Origin of the sequence: Streptomyces sp. KM273126, assembly GCF_004337435.2 — a bacterium.
In the GTDB taxonomy this organism is placed as follows: Bacteria; Actinomycetota; Actinomycetes; order Streptomycetales; family Streptomycetaceae; genus Streptomyces; species Streptomyces acidicola.
On the sequence record NZ_SJXB02000001.1, the window covers coordinates 1695194 to 1712661 of the forward strand.

A 17468-nucleotide genomic window follows, 5' to 3' on the forward strand; every position below is an offset into this window, starting at 1 on the left:
TGCCGCCGGGCCGCCAGACCCACGGCGGCAACGTCCGCCCGGGGGGCCGAGCCGCCCGCTCAGCCCTCCTCCGCACCCGTGTAGGCCGCCGTCGTCCGGTCCGCCTTCGCGCGGGCCACGGCCGGGTCCTCCCCGGCCGCCACGAACGCCTCGTACCACCCGTCGCTGCTCAGCGCCACGAAGCGGCGGCCCTCCTCGCTGCCCACCCAGGCCATGCCCTCTTGCGGGTCCGCGGGCGCCCCGGTCGAGAGGTGGAGGGTCAGACCCACGAGACCCAGCTCCCAGCCGACGCCGACCGCGCCGGGGCCGAACTCCGCCCAGCGCGCGTCGTCCTCCACGTGCATGATGTGGTCGAGCTCGAAGCGGGTGCCGCCCTCGGGGGCCTCGGTCAGCCGGAGCTCGATCCAGCTGACGTTCTCGTCGTACTCCCAGGTCGCGCTGAAGCCCTTCGGGGGATCGCAGCGCTCGACCGTGCCGCCCGCGTTGCCCTGAAGCTGGTAGCGCCCGCCGAGGCGCAGCTCGCCGGAGACGGGCAGGAACCAGCGGGGGATGCGCTCGGGGTTGGTGCAGGCGTCCCACAGGTCCTCGACGGTCGAGTTGTACGTCTGACTCAGGGTCACCACACGTGCCTCGCCCGCCTTGAAGACACGGGAGCCGACCTTGCGCTGTACGGCGTTGATCTGGTGGGTCACGTCGATCATGGGGTTCCTCTCACATCCTGGGGGCGCTCGCCCGAACCGGAGTCGCGCAACCGGCGCTCACGCTTGCCCCGCGCCAACTCCGTGGCCAGGGCGTCCAGATGCGGGGTCCAGAAACGGCGGAAGCGGTCGAGCCAGACGTCTATGTCACGCAACGGCTCCGAGTTCACGGCGTACAGACGCCGGGTCCCTTCCGGGCGCACGGTCGCGAAACCGTTCTCCCGCAGCACCTTCAGATGCTGCGAGACGCCGGGCTGCGATATCCCGAACTCCGCCCTGATGACCTCGGAAACCGAGCCTGACGTCCTCTCACCCTCGGCCAGCAGCTCCAGAATCCGCCGCCGTACGGGGTCTCCGAGCACTTCGAACGCGTGCATGAAGGCAACGTATCACCGTCCGCTTATATAAGCGAGCGCTAATGAAACGGCCCGGCGCACACGTCCCACAAGCCGATCATTCGCGTCAAAGTTGCGATCGCGACCCGCTCAGTTCCGGCCAAAGCCCGCGCCCCACGCCACCCCGCACGCGCACCCCACACCCACATCCGGCACACTCGAACCCCGACGGACCTCACCGGACCCCAACGGACCCCGACAGCCCCCGACCGCGCGGCGCGAAGGGTGACCAACGACGGAACCACACACAGGTTCCGCTTCGACCTCGTTGCTCGGCGTAAACTGCCGTGATACACAGAGTGACGCTATGACCCGTCACCCGTCGTTCCGCGCCGACCATGAGTGGTCAGCCGGGGCCCGGGGCAAGGGATTCGTACGAAACCCGCCAACCAATGACGCCAAGTCGACATACGACAGCGGATTTGTCGGCGAGAATGGGCCCGACCTCTGCGCACCCGTGTCAGAGGGTGCAGAACTACCCGCTAGGGGCGGTGACTTACATGTTCGTTGCGGCCGAAAAGGGCGACATCACCACCATCATCGGCGGAATTGCCCCCGACTGGGGCCCCTTCGGCAGTCTGGGCAACGAGGCGCGCGTGATGATCGAGGTCGTGATGGCGATCGCCATCCTCCTCTGCCTCGGCATCGCGATCTGGGGCGCGGCGAAGCAACGCATCGGCGCGACGGCCCTCCGCGACACCTTCAGCGCGGAACAGGGCAAGGGCCTCATCGTCGCGGGCCTCACCGGTGTCTTCATCATCGGTTCGCTGGGCACGCTCTTCACCATCGTGTACGGCATGGCCGTGTAGCGCGCGCCGCGCGGCCGCCCGCCGGACGCGTGGCACATCCTGTCGTGTCGTGCCCCACTGACCCCACCCGTCCGTCGCGCCCACCGGCTGAGGTTGCGTTCCCCTGATGTCCCTGATGTCGAGTCTCCACACCGCGCCCGCGCGGGAACCAGCACGGCTACCGTCGTACTGTCATGCGTTTCCGTCCGTACGAGGTCGAGGGGGCTACGCGGCATGAGTCTCGGTGACGACGGTTACGGCGACTCCGGCTCACGGGGCGGCGACGGCGGGGCGTACGGCGGTACGGGCCAGACCCGCACCCGGCTGCCCGAACAGGCAGGCGGCAGTGGGGTGTACGGGGGCGCCCGGCGCGGGCGTCCGTCGTCCTCCCGCAGCCTTGTGACCGTCGTGGGTGTGGTCGTCCTGCTCATCGCCGCCATCGCCTTCGCCAACCGCGGCGGGGGCGACGACTCCACGGACGCGGCGTCGTCCGGCGACAAGGCGAAGAGCGCGGCGACGGCCCCGTCCGGGGAGCAGCCGGTGGGGATCAAGACGGGAGGGATTCCGACGGGCTACGCCCACAACGAGCAGGGCGCCCAGTCCGCAGCCACCAACTACGGCATCGCGCTCGGCTCGGCCGACATGTACGACACCGAGCAGCGGCACGCGATCGTCAACACCGTGTACGCGCCCGACGTTGCCGCCGCCCAGTTGCCGGAGTTCGACCAGGTCTACTCCCGGGAGAGCTTCCTCGCGAAGCTCGGCCTGGACAAGGACGGCGCCGCACCGAGCGGCCAGACCTTTGTCTCACGCGTCATCCCCGTGGGCACCAAGGTCACGTCCTCCAGCGACAGCACCGCAACAGTCGCACTCTGGTACACATCCCTCTTCGGCCTGTCGGGCGAGGGTTCCACGAACCCCGTGACCGAGAGCTGGTACACGACGACCTACCAGTTGAAGTGGGTCGACGGTGACTGGAAGGTCACCGACTTCACCCAGAAGGACGGCCCGGTCCCGGTCGGACGGGACCAGAGAGCATCCACCGCAGAGGACATGAGCAAGGCAGTCGAGGAGTACGGAGGGTTCACCTATGCCCGCTAAACACCGCGTACTCAAGCTTGCCGCCACGGTCACAGCCGTGCAGACGGCCACGCTCCTGTTCGCCACCCGTGCCTTCGCCGAGCCCACTCCGTCGCCGAGCAACGACGCATGCGACCTCCTTCGAGGCCAGGCACGGGACGTCTGCGAAGGCGACACCGGCGCAGGCAGCCGCAACGGCCCCGACACCCCCGACGTATCCAACCCCCTCGACCCCCTCGCCTCCCTGGCCAAGGGCTGCGCCGACGCCGCCTCCTGGACCATCGACAAGCTCTCCGACGCCGTCGAGCAGACCGCGAACGTCGACTTCACGAACCCGACGTTCCTCCAGCAGTACGCCGTGGTCTTCGCGGCCTCCACGATCCTCACCCTCCTCCTCTGGCTGCTCGCGGTGGCCAAGCGAGCCGTACGAGGGGTCCCGCTCACCACGGCCATCTCCGAGGCGATCGGCTTCCTCTGGCTGACGGTCCTCGCGTCGGCCTTCACCCCGCTGATCCTGTACACCGTCGTCTCGGCGACCGACGGTGTCTCAGAAGTCCTGGCCAAGGCCACCGGCGACCAGACCGACACCTTCTTCGGCAACTTCTCCAGCGCCCTGGACAAGGGCGAGGACATCGGCGGCGGGCCCATCATGCTCATCGTCGTGTCGCTGGTCTCGATCCTCGCCGCGGGCGTCCTGTGGCTGGAGCTGGTGATAAGGGCCGCGCTGCTCTACGTCGGCGCGCTCCTGGGCACCGTCGTCTACGCCGGACTCGTCGACAAGAACCTGTGGGGCCACGTCCGCCGCTGGGCGGGCATCATGATCGCGGTGATCCTGGTCAAGCCGGTCATCGTGATCGTCCTCGGGCTCGCCGGCGCGCTGGCCGGCGAGGACGGGCCCGACGCCTTCTCCGCGGTCGTCTCCGGCCTGTCCATCATCCTGCTGGCCATCTTCGCGTCCGCGATGATCTACCGTTTCGTCCCGGGCTTCGGCGACGAGATCGCGAACTCCCGCAACAACCGCATCATGCAGGGCGCCGAGGGCAAGGCCGCGGCCGTCATCAGCTCCCCGGCCACCCTCGTGGCCCAGGGCATCAAGACCCACAGCACCCGGGCGGACAACAACGGCGGCGGAGGCCAGGCCTCCGCCCCCGCCCCTCCAACCCCGCCTCCTCAGGCGTGGCCGCGCACAGCTCGCGGTCGTCGGCGGGCGGTGGCGGCGGATCTGTCCCCTCCGCCGCACCCCCGCCGCGTTCCAGCCCGGTCAACACCCCGCACGCAAGCAACACACGCAACAGCAGCACCAATCGCTCGGGAGGTGAAGGGCGTTGACGACTCAGTCCCACGTGTCCCATCCGGTCACGCCCCGCCGTACGTATCTGATCGGCCGCGCCCGGCCGAACGCCGTGATCGGCCGGAACCGCGAGTCCGGCGAGATCGTACTGATCATCGCGGGCGCGTTCCTCGGCATGATGTGCGGGCTCCTCGTCCCCGTCCTGTCCCTGCGGATCGTGCTGCTGACCGGCTTCCCGATGCTGGCTCTGGCGGCGGTGTACGTGCCGTACAAGCGGCGGACGTTCTACAAGTGGTACGAGATCAACCGCAGCTACAAGCGCACCCTCCGGCAGGGCACCGCGTACCGTTCCGCCGCCGTCGAGGCCGGCACCGGCATCGACGGACGTGAGGTCGAGATCGGTCCGCCGCCCGGCATCGGGCGCATCACCTGGCTGGCCGCGCCGTTCGGGCCGGACGAGATCGCCGTACTGCTCCACGCGGACCGCAGGACCGTCACCGCCGCCATCGAGATCGAGGGCCCCGGCGTGGGCCTGCGCGACTCCGAGGACCAGGAGGCGCTCGTCGACCGCTTCGGCACCCTGCTGAAGCACGTGGCGAACGGCGACGGCTTCGTCACCCGCCTCCAGATGCTCGCCCGCACCCTCCCCGCCGACCCCGACGCCCACGCCAAGGACGTCGCCGCACGCGGGGACGACAAAGCCCTGCCGTGGCTCCAGCAGTCCTACGACCAGCTGCAGTCCATGGTGTCCACCAGCAGCGAGCAGCACCGGGCGTACCTCGTCGCCTGCATGCACTACACGCGCGAGCTGGCCGCCGAGGCCCACGCGATGGCCCGCGCCGCCCGTCCGCAGGGCGGCAAGAAGCTCGACAAGGACGCCGGTCTGGCCGTCGTCATGGCCCGCGAGCTCACCGACATCTGCTCGCGCCTCCAGGAGGCCGACATCCGTGTACGGCAGCCGCTCGGCCAGGGCCGCCTCGCCTCCCTCGTGCACTCCATGTACGACCCGGACCACCCCATCGACCACATCCAGGCCATGACCAAGCGCAACGCCTGGCCGGCCGAGCTGGACGCGATGGAGCCGACGTTCCTCCAGGCGAAGACGCGCGAGTCGTCCACCCGCGCCCCCTGGTGCCACGCCACGGCCTGGGTCAAGGAGTGGCCGATGACCCCCGTGGGCGTGAACTTCCTCGCGCCCCTCCTGGTCCACACCCCGGACGTCATCCGAACGGTCGCCGTGACGATGGACCTCGAACCCACCGAGGTAGCCATCGAACGCATGCTGACCGAGAAGACCAACGACGAGGCGGAGGCCAGCCGCGCCGCCAAGATGAACCGCACCGTCGACCCGCGGGACGTGGCCTCCCACACCCGCCTCGACCAGCGCGGCGAGGACCTCGCGAGCGGCGCCGCCGGCGTCAACCTGGTCGGCTACATCACCGTCTCCTCCCGCTCCCCGGAGGCGCTGGCCCGCGACAAGCGCACGATAAGGGCCTCGGCCGGCAAGTCGTACCTGAAACTGGAGTGGTGCGACCGCGAGCACCACCGCGCGTTCGTCAACACCCTTCCGTTCGCCACCGGAATCCGAAGGTAGGGCTGCTGCATGCGGGATCATTCGGAGCGACAGCTGCGGGAGGACCTGGAAGTACGGCTGCACAACCACCCGGGGGCACGGCAGGAGGTACATCGCTGATGCGGGATCCGCTGTCCGCCCTCACGGACGCCTTCACGTCCTTCCTCTTCGGCAAGGTCGAGTCGACCCGGCTCCCGGTGCGCACGTCGACCGGCCAGGCCCAGGCGGTCTACCTGCCGACGGCCGCCCCCGGCCTCGGCGACTCGGGCGTGATCATCGGCCGTGAGGTGTACTCCGGAAAGGGCTACATCTACGACCCGTTCCAGCTCTACGGGCAGCAGCTCCCCGCCCCGCACTGGCTGGTCCTCGGCGAGTCCGGCAACGGCAAGTCGGCGCTGGAGAAGACGTACGTGCTCCGCCAGCTGCGCTTCCGCGACCGCCAGGTCGTCGTCCTCGACGCCCAGGGCGAGGACGGCGTCGGCGAATGGAACCTCATCGCGCAGGAGCTGGGGATAACTCCCATCCGGCTCGACCCGACGGCCGCCCTCGACCACGGCATCCGGCTCAACCCCCTGGACCCGTCGATCACGACCACGGGCCAGCTCGCGCTGCTGCGCACCATCATCGAGGTCGCCATGGGCCACGGCCTGGACGAGCGTTCCGGCTTCGCCCTGAAGGTCGCCCACGCGTACGTCAACGAGACGATCGTCGACCGCCAGCCCGTCCTCACCGACATCGTCGATCAACTGCGCCACCCCGAACCGGAGTCGGCGGAGGCGATGAACGTCCCCATAGACGACGTACGCGCCTGGGGCCTGGACGTGGCGCTGGTCCTCGACCGCCTGGTCGACGGTGACCTCAGGGGCATGTTCGACGGCCCCACGACGGTCGGCATCGACCTCGACGCACCCCTCATCGTCTTCGACCTGTCCCACATCGACCGCAACTCGATCGCCATGCCCATCCTCATGGCGATCGTGGGTGTGTGGCTGGAGCACACCTGGATCCGCCCCGACCGGAAGAAGCGCATCTTCCTGGTCGAGGAGGCCTGGCACATCATCAACAGCCCCTTCGTGGCCCAGCTCTTCCAGCGCCTGCTGAAGTTCGGCCGCCGCCTCGGCCTGTCCTTCGTGGCGGTCGTGCACCACCTGAGCGACGTGGTGGACGGCGCCGCGGCGAAGGAGGCGGCCGCGATCCTGAAGATGGCGTCGACCCGGACGATCTACGCCCAGAAGGCCGACGAGGCGAGGGCGACCGGCCGGGTGCTGGGCCTGCCCAGGTGGGCCGTGGAGATCATCCCGACCCTGACACCGGGCATCGCTGTGTGGGACGTCAACGGCAACGTGCAGGTGGTCAAACACCTGGTCACCGAGACCGAACGCCCGCTGGTCTTCACGGACCGCGCCATGACCGAGTCGTCGACCGACCACGCGGACGACGCCCTGCGCGCCGCGGAGCTGGAGGCGGAGGAACGGGCGGCGGCGTTCGTGGAACAGCATCTGAGCGACCTGGACGGGTCGTCCGAGTCGACGGTGGCGTGAGAACGGTGACATGGGCGATGTCATGGACGGCGGGGTGGACGGTGGCCTGGGATGAGACCGGACGAGCGTGACCGCGGCCGCGAGGCCGGCGGCATCCCCGACGGGCTGCTGATCGGGCTCCTCGGCTTCCTCCTCGGCATGAGCCTGATGGTGTGGACGGCCACGGGACTCGCCGGCTGGTTCACCCGGGGCGGGTGGCCGGACGGCGTCACGTTCGTCCGTACCCCGCTGGCGTTGCGCCACCTCATCGGGCAACCGCACGACATCGCGGGCGCCTGGCCGGACACCCCCGCCGACCAGCTCTCCGGGTACGGGCTCTTCTGGGGCCTGTTCATCGGCCAGCTGATGGTGCTGGTGGTACTGACCGTGTTCGTGTTGGGCACGGTCGCCCGTTGGCGCGCCGTACGGGCACGGCGGAAGACCGAGCAGGGATCGGGACGCACGACGGGACGTACGGCAGGGCGTACGACGAGACGTACGAAGTCGGCGGAGCCGGAGGAACTTCGGGAACGCGAGCGCCCGGCCGAGCCACAGGGCAACGTGCCCCTGACCAAGCCCTCGTACACGGCACCGTCCCCTCGCCCCGCCCCCGCACACGAACCCGAACCGACACCAACCCCTGCCCCGGTCCCGGCAGCACCTCACACCGCGCAGGCGAACCCGGCGGCAACGGACTCGCCGACAACAGGCCTGGCGGCAGCGGACTCGGCGGCAACAAGCTTGGCAGCACTGGCCGCACTGGCGGCAGAAGCGGCCGCCCTCACCCGGGCAGCCGAAAGCACCGCCCTCGCCAAGACCCCCGTCACCCTGCCCGCCCCCGGGGTCCGGTGATCCTGGGCCCGGCCGCGACCCGCCACCCTCTCGCCGCCCAGGCGGCACGCGACGCCGAGGGTCCCGCCCTGATCGTCACCTCGAACCCCACGCTCTGGGCGGACACCAAGGACGCACGCGCCAAGCTCGGCCCGGTCCACCTCTACGACCCCTCGCACCTCTGCGACACCCCGGCACGCCTCCACTGGTCGCCCTCAAGAGGCTGCGAGGACAAGGCGGTCGCGGCCGCCCGCGCAGCCGCGCTCCTCGCTCCTGTCCGCCCCACGGCCAAGATCGACCAGGCGCTCGCCGACGTCGCCGAAACGCTCCTGCGCAGCTATCTCCACGCCGCAGCCGTGGACGGCCGCACCGTCCGCCACATCCACCGCTGGGCGCAGGGTTCACAGGTGCAGGACGCGGTACGGGCCCTGCGTACCAACCCGAAGGCGGCTTCGGGCACAGCGGGCGAACTGGAGTCCGCACTCACCTCGCACCCCGAACGCCGCGACATGGCACAGGAGCTGACGGCACGTGCCCTGTCGGCCCTGTCCACGATCAACGTCCGGGAGTCCTGCACTCCCAACCGAACAGACTCGCTGGCCCTGGATTCCTTCGTCCACGAAGGGGGCACACTCTATGTGGTCGGTGAGCCCATCGAGGACCCCAGGACGACCCCAGGGGCGATGCCTCTGCTCACCGCCCTCACCGCAAGCGTGGTCGAGCGCGGCCGGCGCATGGCCGAACGGTCATCCTCCGGCCGCCTCGACCCACCACTCACCCTGATCCTGGACGACGTGGCAGCGGTGGCACCCGTCCCCCAGCTCCCCGACCTCCTGACCACGGGAGCGGACCGCGGCATGCCGACACTGGCACTGATGAGGTCAAGGGAACAGGGCCGCTCACGCTGGCCCCAGTACGAGCTGCCGGTATAGAGACACCCACTCACGCCACAGGCCCCCACGCACCACAGCAGCTCACTCACCACCGGAACCCTCACACCCGGCGCTCGACCACGTACTCCAGCTCCCGGCCCCCAACCCCCGCAGGCGCGGGCAGGGTCACCCCACTCACCACGAACCCGGCCTTCCGATAGAACGCCTCGGCACGGGTGTTCCGCTCGTGCACGAACAGCCGCACCCGCTCGACCCCGGCCGCCCAGGCCCACTCCAGCGCCGCCTCGAACAGCGCCCCGGTCACCCCCGCCGCACCGCCCCGGTACTCGGGCCGCACGAACACCCCCACCACATGGGCCTGCTCGCGCTCGACGACACCCCCGAAGACGTCCAGCGCCCCGGCCTCCTCCAGGAGCCCGACCACCGTCCCGACCCACTCCCCGCCGGCCGTCTCGGCGATGAACTGCTGTCGCTCCCGCGTCCCCTCGGCCGCCCCGGCCGCCCGCCCCTCCCAGAAGGAGTCGGGCTTCACGGCAACCTCCTCGTACGTCTCCAGGAACGCCAGTTCCGCCACCGGATCCCTGAGCGCCTCCAACCGCAGCTCCCTGACCCGCTGCCACTCCTCGGCCCGGATCGCGCGTACGACGACGCCCCCTCGCAACTCCTCACGCTCCATACGGGCCACCGTAGTACCGCGGTACTACACCCCTCACCCCAATTAGCGCCGTCGTCCGACGCCCTCCGCCACTCGACGCACAAGCATCGACAGCAAGACGAAGTCCCGTACGAGGATGGCCCTGTGACACGTGACCAGGCCCAGCAGCTGGGCGACCGGCACCCGAACGATCCCCGGCCGCCCCAGCCACTCACCCGGCACTTCCAGCGCCTCACCCAGCAGGCACGCGCCCTCGACCGGCGCAACCCGCTGCTGTGGGACCTGCTCGTCACCGCATTCTTCGTGACGGCCGCGCTCATCGACTACACGAGCGGCGGCTGGAAGAACGTCACCGAGAACCCCACCCTGCCCGGCTGGCTGATCCTCACCCTGTCCCTGGGCCTCTCCGTCCCCCTGCTGTGGCGCCGGACCCACCCCTTCGCGGTCGTGCTGACCATGGTGTCGTCCGCGTTCGTCAACACCTGGACGGGGGCACTCCTCCAGGCCTCCAACATCCTGCTCGTCGCCCTCTTCAACGTCGCCCTGCGCACCCACCTGCGCACCCTGCTCTGGTCGTACGCCCTGGCCGTGGCCCCGTTCGCAGTGGTCGCCTTCCGCTACCCCGCCGAACAGGGCCCCGAACAGAGCATCGCCCCACCCGCGATGAGCCTCGCCTTCTCGGCGGTCGTCGGCATCGCAGTCCGCACCCGCCAGGAGTACCTGGCCTCCCTCGTCGAACGCGCCCGCCAACTCGAAGTCGAACGCGACCAGCAACTCCAGCTCGCCGCCGCCGCCGAACGCGCCCGTATCGCACGCGAGATGCACGACATCATCGGCCACAACCTCTCGGTCATCACCGGCCTCGCGGACGGTGGCCGCTACGCGGCGGCCAAGAACCCCGACCGCGCGACCCAGGCCCTGGACGCCATCGCCACCACCAGCCGTCAGGCCCTCGCGGAGCTACGCCGCCTCCTCGACGTCCTGCGAGAAGACCGAGAAGACCACCCCGAGCCCACGGCCGAACTCGCCCCTCAGCCCGCCCTCACCGACATCGACCACCTCATCGCCGGCGTCCGGGCAGCAGGCCTCCCGGTCCACACCACAATCCTCGGCAACGGCCCCCTACCCCCCGGCCGCCAACTCACCGTCTACCGCATCATCCAGGAAGCCCTCACCAACACGCTCAAACACGGCGGCCCCGGAACGACCTCCGAGGTCGTGATGACGTACGAGGCCTCGGGCGCCGTCACGGTCACAGTCACCGACACCGGCCGCGGAGCCACGGCCCCAGCCCCTGTCAACGGCGGCCGCGGCCTGCCCGGCATGCGCGAACGAACCGCCCTCTACGACGGCACACTTGAGGCCGGTCCACTCCCTCACCCGCACCAGGGCTGGCGAGTACACCTTCACCTACCGGAGGAAATCCCGCAGTGACCACCGTCCTCATCGCCGACGACCAGCCCCTCCAGCGCTTCGGCTTCCGCATGCTCCTGGAGAGCCAGGACGACATGACGGTCCTGGGCGAGGCGACGGGCGGCAGCGACGCGGTCCGCATGACGGCCGAACTCCACCCCGACGTGGTCCTGATGGACATCCGCATGCCGGGCCTGGACGGCATCGAGGCGACCCGCCGGATCGTGGCCCAGGGCCACCGCACCCGCGTCCTCATCCTCACCACGTTCGACCTCGACGAGTACGCCTACGCCGGCCTCCGCGCCGGTGCCTCCGGCTTCCTCGTCAAGGACGCACTACCGGAGGAACTCCTCTCCGGCATACGCTCCGTCGCCTCCGGAGACGCCGTGGTGGCCCCCGGTCTGACGCGGCGTCTCCTCGACGCATACGTCCAGCTCCTGCCCTCGGAGACATCTCAGACGCCCCACACACCACCCGAGCCGGACCCCCGCCTGGCCGCCCTCACGGACCGCGAACGGGAAATCCTGACGGTCATCGGCCGGGGCTGGACCAACGCCGAAATCTCCGCCCGCTTACATGTCGCCGAGTCGACGGTGAAAACACACGTGACCAGAATCCTCGCGAAGACGGGTTCACGAGACCGCATCCAGGCAGTGATCCTGGCGTACGACACGAAACTGGTACGACCGGCCTGAGAGTGACCTGAGAGTGAGCCGACTCCAGAAAAGCGAAAAGGCCCACACCATAGGGTGTGGGCCTTTTCCAATATTTGTTCGGCGGTGTCCTACTCTCCCACAGGGTCCCCCCTGCAGTACCATCGGCGCTGTAAGGCTTAGCTTCCGGGTTCGGAATGTAACCGGGCGTTTCCCTCACGCTATGACCACCGAAACACTATGAAACACTCAACCGCACCACGCCTGTGGCAAACGTGGGGTTGTTCGTGGTTTCAGAACCAACACAGTGGACGCGAGCAACTGAGGACAAGCCCTCGGCCTATTAGTACCAGTCACCTCCACCCGTTACCGGGCTTCCAGACCTGGCCTATCAACCCAGTCGTCTACTGGGAGCCTTACCCCATCAAGTGGGTGGGAGTCCTCATCTCGAAGCAGGCTTCCCGCTTAGATGCTTTCAGCGGTTATCCCTCCCGAACGTAGCCAACCAGCCATGCCCTTGGCAGAACAACTGGCACACCAGAGGTTCGTCCGTCCCGGTCCTCTCGTACTAGGGACAGCCCTTCTCAAGACTCCTACGCGCACAGCGGATAGGGACCGAACTGTCTCACGACGTTCTAAACCCAGCTCGCGTACCGCTTTAATGGGCGAACAGCCCAACCCTTGGGACCGACTCCAGCCCCAGGATGCGACGAGCCGACATCGAGGTGCCAAACCATCCCGTCGATATGGACTCTTGGGGAAGATCAGCCTGTTATCCCCGGGGTACCTTTTATCCGTTGAGCGACGGCGCTTCCACAAGCCACCGCCGGATCACTAGTCCCGACTTTCGTCCCTGCTCGACCCGTCGGTCTCACAGTCAAGCTCCCTTGTGCACTTACACTCAACACCTGATTGCCAACCAGGCTGAGGGAACCTTTGGGCGCCTCCGTTACCCTTTAGGAGGCAACCGCCCCAGTTAAACTACCCATCAGACACTGTCCCTGATCCGGATCACGGACCCAGGTTAGACATCCAGCACGACCAGACTGGTATTTCAACGACGACTCCACATGAACTGGCGTCCACGCTTCACAGTCTCCCAGCTATCCTACACAAGCCGAACCGAACACCAATATCAAACTGTAGTAAAGGTCCCGGGGTCTTTCCGTCCTGCTGCGCGAAACGAGCATCTTTACTCGTAGTGCAATTTCACCGGGCCTATGGTTGAGACAGTCGAGAAGTCGTTACGCCATTCGTGCAGGTCGGAACTTACCCGACAAGGAATTTCGCTACCTTAGGATGGTTATAGTTACCACCGCCGTTTACTGGCGCTTAAGTTCTCAGCTTCGCCCACCCGAAAGTGAGCTAACCGGTCCCCTTAACGTTCCAGCACCGGGCAGGCGTCAGTCCGTATACATCGCCTTACGGCTTCGCACGGACCTGTGTTTTTAGTAAACAGTCGCTTCTCGCTGGTCTCTGCGGCCACCCCCAGCTCACCAAGAAAATTGGATCACCAGGAATGGCCCCCCTTCTCCCGAAGTTACGGGGGCATTTTGCCGAGTTCCTTAACCATAGTTCACCCGAACGCCTCGGTATTCTCTACCAGACCACCTGAGTCGGTTTAGGGTACGGGCCGCCATAAAACTCGCTAGAGGCTTTTCTCGACAGCATAGGATCATCCACTTCACCACAATCGGCTCGGCATCAGGTCTCACCCTGCAAGAGCGGCGGATTTACCTACCACTCGGGCTACACCCTTACCCCGGGACAACCACCGCCCGGGATGGACTACCTTCCTGCGTCACCCCATCACTCACCTACTAACCGCTTGGTTCAGCGGCTCCACCACTTTCCATTCCCCGAAGGGTCCGGAACGGCTTCACGGCCTTAGCATCACGATGCTCGATGTTTGACGCTTCACAGCGGGTACCGGAATATCAACCGGTTATCCATCGACTACGCCTGTCGACCTCGCCTTAGGTCCCGACTTACCCTGGGCAGATCAGCTTGACCCAGGAACCCTTAGTCAATCGGCGCACACGTTTCCCACGTGTGAATCGCTACTCATGCCTGCATTCTCACTCGTGAACCGTCCACAACTCGCTTCCACGGCTGCTTCACCCGGCACACGACGCTCCCCTACCCATCCACACACCCGTTAGGGCCATATGTGTGAATGACACGACTTCGGCGGTACGCTTGAGCCCCGCTACATTGTCGGCGCGGAATCACTAGACCAGTGAGCTATTACGCACTCTTTCAAGGGTGGCTGCTTCTAAGCCAACCTCCTGGTTGTCTCTGCGACTCCACATCCTTTCCCACTTAGCGTACGCTTAGGGGCCTTAGTCGATGCTCTGGGCTGTTTCCCTCTCGACCATGGAGCTTATCCCCCACAGTCTCACTGCCGCGCTCTCACTTACCGGCATTCGGAGTTTGGCTAAGGTCAGTAACCCGGTAGGGCCCATCGCCTATCCAGTGCTCTACCTCCGGCAAGAAACACACGACGCTGCACCTAAATGCATTTCGGGGAGAACCAGCTATCACGGAGTTTGATTGGCCTTTCACCCCTAACCACAGGTCATCCCCCAGGTTTTCAACCCTGGTGGGTTCGGTCCTCCACGAAGTCTTACCTCCGCTTCAACCTGCCCATGGCTAGATCACTCCGCTTCGGGTCTTGAGCGCGCTACTACACCGCCCTATTCGGACTCGCTTTCGCTACGGCTTCCCCACACGGGTTAACCTCGCAACACACCGCAAACTCGCAGGCTCATTCTTCAAAAGGCACGCAGTCACGACGCAAGGAACAAGTTCCCTGCGCGACGCTCCCACGGCTTGTAGGCACACGGTTTCAGGTACTATTTCACTCCGCTCCCGCGGTACTTTTCACCATTCCCTCACGGTACTATCCGCTATCGGTCACCAGGGAATATTTAGGCTTAACGGGTGGTCCCGCCAGATTCACACGGGATTTCTCGGGCCCCGTGCTACTTGGGTGTCTCTCAAACGAGCCGCTGACGTTTCGACTACGGGGGTCTTACCCTCTACGCCGGACCTTTCGCATGTCCTTCGCCTACATCAACGGTTTCTGACTCGTCCCACGGCCGGCAGACCGTGGAAGAGAGATCCCACAACCCCGTATACGCAACCCCTGCCGGGTCTCACACGCATACGGTTTGGCCTCATCCGGTTTCGCTCGCCACTACTCCCGGAATCACGGTTGTTTTCTCTTCCTGCGGGTACTGAGATGTTTCACTTCCCCGCGTTCCCTCCGCATACCCTATGTGTTCAGGTATGGGTGACAGCCCATGACGACTGCCGGGTTTCCCCATTCGGAAACCCCGGATCAAAGCCTGGTTGACGACTCCCCGGGGACTATCGTGGCCTCCCACGTCCTTCATCGGTTCCTGGTGCCAAGGCATCCACCGTGCGCCCTTAAAAACTTGGCCACAGATGCTCGCGTCCACTGTGCAGTTCTCAAACAACGACCAACCACCCGTCACACACCAACTACGTCAGTGCTTCACCGGGGCCGGCAATCCGAAGGACGAGCAACGCTCGCACCCTCAGACACCCAACAGCGTGCCCGACACACTCGCCTCTCTCATTCGCTTTCCACGCCGAAGCAGTACTTGCGAACCCGAGCAGGCCGAGTGTGCCGAATAATCAACGTTCCACCCATGAGCAACCACCGTCGAACGTTTGCCGACGTAGTGGCCTCTGACCTCGTCCCGAAGGACTCGGTAAGAAGTGCTCCTTAGAAAGGAGGTGATCCAGCCGCACCTTCCGGTACGGCTACCTTGTTACGACTTCGTCCCAATCGCCAGTCCCACCTTCGACAGCTCCCTCCCACAAGGGGTTGGGCCACCGGCTTCGGGTGTTACCGACTTTCGTGACGTGACGGGCGGTGTGTACAAGGCCCGGGAACGTATTCACCGCAGCAATGCTGATCTGCGATTACTAGCAACTCCGACTTCATGGGGTCGAGTTGCAGACCCCAATCCGAACTGAGACAGGCTTTTTGAGATTCGCTCCACCTCACGGTATCGCAGCTCATTGTACCTGCCATTGTAGCACGTGTGCAGCCCAAGACATAAGGGGCATGATGACTTGACGTCGTCCCCACCTTCCTCCGAGTTGACCCCGGCGGTCTCCTGTGAGTCCCCATCACCCCGAAGGGCATGCTGGCAACACAGAACAAGGGTTGCGCTCGTTGCGGGACTTAACCCAACATCTCACGACACGAGCTGACGACAGCCATGCACCACCTGTACACCGACCACAAGGGGGCGACCATCTCTGGCCGTTTCCGGTGTATGTCAAGCCTTGGTAAGGTTCTTCGCGTTGCGTCGAATTAAGCCACATGCTCCGCTGCTTGTGCGGGCCCCCGTCAATTCCTTTGAGTTTTAGCCTTGCGGCCGTACTCCCCAGGCGGGGAACTTAATGCGTTAGCTGCGGCACCGACGACGTGGAATGTCGCCAACACCTAGTTCCCACCGTTTACGGCGTGGACTACCAGGGTATCTAATCCTGTTCGCTCCCCACGCTTTCGCTCCTCAGCGTCAGTATCGGCCCAGAGATCCGCCTTCGCCACCGGTGTTCCTCCTGATATCTGCGCATTTCACCGCTACACCAGGAATTCCGATCTCCCCTACCGAACTCTAGCTAGCCCGTATCGAATGCAGAACCGGAGTTAAGCCCCGGTCTTTCACACCCGACGTGACAAGCCGCCTACGAGCTCTTTACGCCCAATAATTCCGGACAACGCTCGCGCCCTACGTATTACCGCGGCTGCTGGCACGTAGTTAGCCGGCGCTTCTTCTGCAGGTACCGTCACTTTCGCTTCTTCCCTGCTGAAAGAGGTTTACAACCCGAAGGCCGTCATCCCTCACGCGGCGTCGCTGCATCAGGCTTTCGCCCATTGTGCAATATTCCCCACTGCTGCCTCCCGTAGGAGTCTGGGCCGTGTCTCAGTCCCAGTGTGGCCGGTCGCCCTCTCAGGCCGGCTACCCGTCGTCGCCTTGGTGAGCCACTACCTCACCAACAAGCTGATAGGCCGCGGGCTCATCCTTCACCGCCGGAGCTTTCCACCACCAACAGATGCCTGTAGTAGTTGTATCCGGTATTAGACCCCGTTTCCAGGGCTTGTCCCAGAGTGAAGGGCAGATTGCCCACGTGTTACTCACCCGTTCGCCACTAATCCACCCCGAAGGGCTTCATCGTTCGACTTGCATGTGTTAAGCACGCCGCCAGCGTTCGTCCTGAGCCAGGATCAAACTCTCCGTGAATGTTTTCCCGTAATCGGGATGACACCACGAGAGCGGAACCAGGAGGAGGAATAATCCCCCCGGCTCACAGCGTCCTCGCTGTGTTATTTCAAAGGAACCTCGCCCTCCCGGAATCGGGAGAGACGGGGTATCAACATATCTGGCGTTGATTTTTGGCACGCTGTTGAGTTCTCAAGGAACGGACGCTTCCTTTGTACTCACCCGAGAGACTCTCTCGTGGCTTTCCTCCGGGCGCTTCCCTTCGGTGTTTCCGACTCTATCAGATCTTTTTCCGATCCGATTTCCTCGGTGCTTTCCAGGTCAGTCGCTTTCGCGCTTCCCTTTCCGGCGGTTCCGACTTTATCAGATCCTTTCGGTCCTGATTCCCAGTCGGAGGGGGTTGCCTTCCCGGCC

The 17468-nt window shown here is 65.8% G+C and carries 9 protein-coding genes, 3 rRNA genes and 2 pseudogenes; 8 read left to right on the top strand and 6 right to left on the bottom strand.

Annotated elements, in window-relative coordinates; translation table 11 throughout:
• Nucleotides 1-59 precede the first annotated feature (59 nt).
• The gene (locus tag E0500_RS07455) at nt 60-701 is read right to left on the bottom strand and encodes an SRPBCC family protein (RefSeq protein WP_131572017.1); all 642 of its coding nucleotides are present in this window, start codon (nt 699-701) and stop codon (nt 60-62) included.
• Nucleotides 698-1075 carry a helix-turn-helix transcriptional regulator gene (locus E0500_RS07460; RefSeq protein WP_131572016.1) on the bottom strand — a complete coding sequence of 126 codons (378 nt, stop codon included), beginning with the start codon at nt 1073-1075 and terminating at the stop codon, nt 698-700. Before E0500_RS07460 ends, E0500_RS07455 begins: the two co-directional genes overlap by 4 nt.
• Before the next feature lie 518 nt (nt 1076-1593).
• Between E0500_RS07460 and E0500_RS07465 the strand changes: the two genes are divergently transcribed.
• The 6 genes and pseudogenes from E0500_RS07465 to E0500_RS43595 form a co-directional block, all read left to right on the top strand.
• Nucleotides 1594-1902, top strand: a complete 309-nt coding sequence (locus E0500_RS07465) for a hypothetical protein (RefSeq protein ID WP_131572015.1) — start codon at nt 1594-1596, stop codon at nt 1900-1902.
• Between the two features lie 213 nt (nt 1903-2115).
• Nucleotides 2116-2982 carry a hypothetical protein gene (locus E0500_RS07470; RefSeq protein ID WP_181586904.1) on the top strand — a complete coding sequence of 289 codons (867 nt, stop codon included), beginning with the start codon at nt 2116-2118 and terminating at the stop codon, nt 2980-2982.
• Nucleotides 2972-4290 (top strand): annotated as a pseudogene (locus E0500_RS07475) (hypothetical protein). The gene E0500_RS07470 and the pseudogene E0500_RS07475 overlap by 11 nt, the downstream one beginning before the upstream one ends.
• Entirely contained in the window at nt 4287-5846 is a 1560-nt protein-coding gene (locus E0500_RS07480; RefSeq protein ID WP_131572182.1) for an SCO6880 family protein, read from the top strand. The pseudogene E0500_RS07475 and the gene E0500_RS07480 overlap by 4 nt, the downstream one beginning before the upstream one ends.
• Nucleotides 5847-5944: 98 nt before the next feature.
• Nucleotides 5945-7366 (top strand): ATP-binding protein, encoded by a 1422-nt coding sequence (locus E0500_RS07485; protein WP_131572183.1) that lies wholly within the window; start codon nt 5945-5947, stop codon nt 7364-7366.
• Nucleotides 7367-7504: 138 nt separating this feature from the next.
• Nucleotides 7505-9105 (top strand): annotated as a pseudogene (locus tag E0500_RS43595) (hypothetical protein); the annotation flags it as partial.
• A 64-nt stretch (nt 9106-9169) separates the two neighbouring features.
• Here E0500_RS43595 and E0500_RS07500 read toward each other — a convergent pair.
• Nucleotides 9170-9745: a GNAT family N-acetyltransferase gene (locus E0500_RS07500; RefSeq protein WP_131572203.1), complete on the bottom strand. Its 576-nt coding sequence runs from the start codon at nt 9743-9745 to the stop codon at nt 9170-9172.
• Between the two features lie 123 nt (nt 9746-9868).
• On the opposite strand from E0500_RS07500, the gene E0500_RS07505 reads away from it, so the two are divergent.
• The gene (locus tag E0500_RS07505) at nt 9869-11158 is read left to right on the top strand and encodes a histidine kinase (protein WP_165935273.1); all 1290 of its coding nucleotides are present in this window, start codon (nt 9869-9871) and stop codon (nt 11156-11158) included.
• The gene (locus E0500_RS07510) at nt 11155-11832 is read left to right on the top strand and encodes a response regulator transcription factor (RefSeq protein WP_131572202.1); all 678 of its coding nucleotides are present in this window, start codon (nt 11155-11157) and stop codon (nt 11830-11832) included. Before E0500_RS07505 ends, E0500_RS07510 begins: the two co-directional genes overlap by 4 nt.
• Nucleotides 11833-11908: 76 nt before the next feature.
• Here E0500_RS07510 and rrf read toward each other — a convergent pair.
• The 3 genes from rrf to E0500_RS07525 all read right to left on the bottom strand — a co-directional run bounded on the left by rrf (nt 11909) and on the right by E0500_RS07525 (nt 17075).
• Nucleotides 11909-12025 (bottom strand): 5S ribosomal RNA (gene rrf, locus E0500_RS07515).
• Between the two features lie 88 nt (nt 12026-12113).
• Nucleotides 12114-15236 (bottom strand): 23S ribosomal RNA (locus tag E0500_RS07520).
• Between the two features lie 312 nt (nt 15237-15548).
• A 16S ribosomal RNA gene (locus E0500_RS07525) occupies nt 15549-17075 on the bottom strand.
• Together the 16S, 23S and 5S rRNA genes form the textbook arrangement of a ribosomal RNA operon.
• Nucleotides 17076-17468 lie beyond the last annotated feature (393 nt).

Bases quoted from the DNA above. Each gene is read 5' to 3' on its own strand.
- E0500_RS07500 (WP_131572203.1), bottom strand. From the start codon at position 9,745: ATGGAGCGTGAGGAGTTGCGAGGGGGCGTCGTCGTACGCGCGATCCGG.
- E0500_RS07465 (WP_131572015.1), top strand. From the start codon at position 1,594: ATGTTCGTTGCGGCCGAAAAGGGCGACATCACCACCATCATCGGCGGA.
- E0500_RS07485 (WP_131572183.1), top strand. From the start codon at position 5,945: ATGCGGGATCCGCTGTCCGCCCTCACGGACGCCTTCACGTCCTTCCTC.
- E0500_RS07460 (WP_131572016.1), bottom strand. From the start codon at position 1,075: ATGCACGCGTTCGAAGTGCTCGGAGACCCCGTACGGCGGCGGATTCTG.
- E0500_RS07455 (WP_131572017.1), bottom strand. From the start codon at position 701: ATGATCGACGTGACCCACCAGATCAACGCCGTACAGCGCAAGGTCGGC.
- E0500_RS07470 (WP_181586904.1), top strand. From the start codon at position 2,116: ATGAGTCTCGGTGACGACGGTTACGGCGACTCCGGCTCACGGGGCGGC.